The following is a 1,571-nucleotide window of genomic DNA, read 5'->3' as shown; positions in this document are numbered from 1 at the left end:
GCATTCATGGCGGTGCTCGAGCCAAGCCCCAAAGCACCGGTAATGGCACTGGCAGCGCCCGAGGCTGCTCCACCCGTAACCGCCGTGACAGCCAATGCCACGAGAGCCGCACCGGCTTCTGTCAGCCCTTGGGCTTTATAATCCCAGTCTTTAAATTCAGCCTTAACTGCTTGCCAATCCACTTGCTTGGATAATTCTGGATCATCACGCAGTTGCTTGATCCATGCCATGCCTGGAGAGCGAGACAATTGCTCAAGGGATTTGTCTAAATCACCGGTTGCCTGATACTCAACAACGAAGCCATCACCCGCATCAAGCTTTATGCCACCCTTAGCATCTATGGTGACATGTTCGATGGTCTCCTTAAGGTAACCTTTATCGCTCTCACTCCACCACACAAGGTTTTCATTACGCTGATAAACGTCCTTAAAATCTTGATCCTTGTTGGTCAGAAACTTGATTTTTCCCGTATCTGATGCCAAATGCGTCTGACCACCACTTGATAGCCCTGCCGCATCAAGCGTGAGATCCCCATTTTGCGCATGCATGGAGAGGTTGCCCTCTGCTTCTATCGTGGTTTTGTTTGTAGTAACTTCTGTTGATTGTTGACGAAACTTATTCTTTTGCTTCGATTTGTCGCCTTCTTTGCCCCTCAGATCCAAATCAAAACTGTTAAAATCTTGCTCTGAAATCGCGTTGAGAGCGCCACCACTGGTGAAATCCCCATTGCCCTTGGCTTTAAACTTTCCCCCAAGGTTAAGTTCACCACCTGTGACAATGGTCAAATCTCCATCACTGTTGACTTCTGTCAAACGGTGCTCACTGCTTTGGGCGTTATAATGCCCTTTTTCCAATGTCTCCTTATGGTCACTCTCTAGCACTAATGAACCAAACGTAGCAGAACCATCGACAATCACCGTCATCGGACCGCCACTGCTCCATTGGCCACCAGTCATGCTTAAATCGCCAAGGGAGTGAATGTTTAAATCCTGTATAGAAATGATTTGAGCCTGCTGCCCACTGCGATCAACAAAACCATATTCATTCGTGTCACGGATTTTTGCAGTACCATCAATGATTGTCTTCGCATTGAGGGTGATGATATCCCCCAGAATAACACCGGAAGAATTGGCTAAAAGATCGCCACTGCTGAGATCTACAGCACCGCTGCCAAGCAAAAAACCACCATCATTAAACAAAGTTTGCGTAGTCGAAACATGCAATGCACCATTACTTGATATGGTGCCACTATTGGTAAGACGGTCCGTCTCTATAGTGACGCCATTGCCTTTCAAACGTGCACTGGCAAGATTTCCTTGCTGCGTTTTTGCCCCATAAACATCTTGTGCTAAAGAAGTGTTTGGTGCCAAATAAACGTGGGGTACCAAGACCTCTTGTCCGTCGACAAGGTGGGTCTCAAGCCAGATCATATCATTTTTGATCCCAGCAATTTGCTGAGGCGTTAAGGGCTTGCCTAGCTCTAACCCCAAGGGATCTTGCTGCTCCACAGCATTGTCATAGAGCCTTTGCATTTGAGCATTGGGATCTTCAACATCAAGAAGAGTGCGATT

1 protein-coding gene is annotated in these 1,571 nt (G+C 47.3%); it reads right to left on the bottom strand.

The window, feature by feature from the left end; translation table 11 throughout:
• Positions 1–1,571: hemagglutinin repeat-containing protein (locus tag ACFINX_RS09995; protein WP_375668787.1), on the bottom strand; the 1,571-nt coding region annotated here is incomplete at both ends.

It is taken from the genome of Bartonella sp. AP36NXGY (genome assembly GCF_042195865.1).
Classification (GTDB): domain Bacteria; phylum Pseudomonadota; class Alphaproteobacteria; order Rhizobiales; family Rhizobiaceae; genus Bartonella.
Note: the sequence above shows the minus strand (reverse complement) of the source record. Positions and strands in the feature narration are given on the sequence as shown.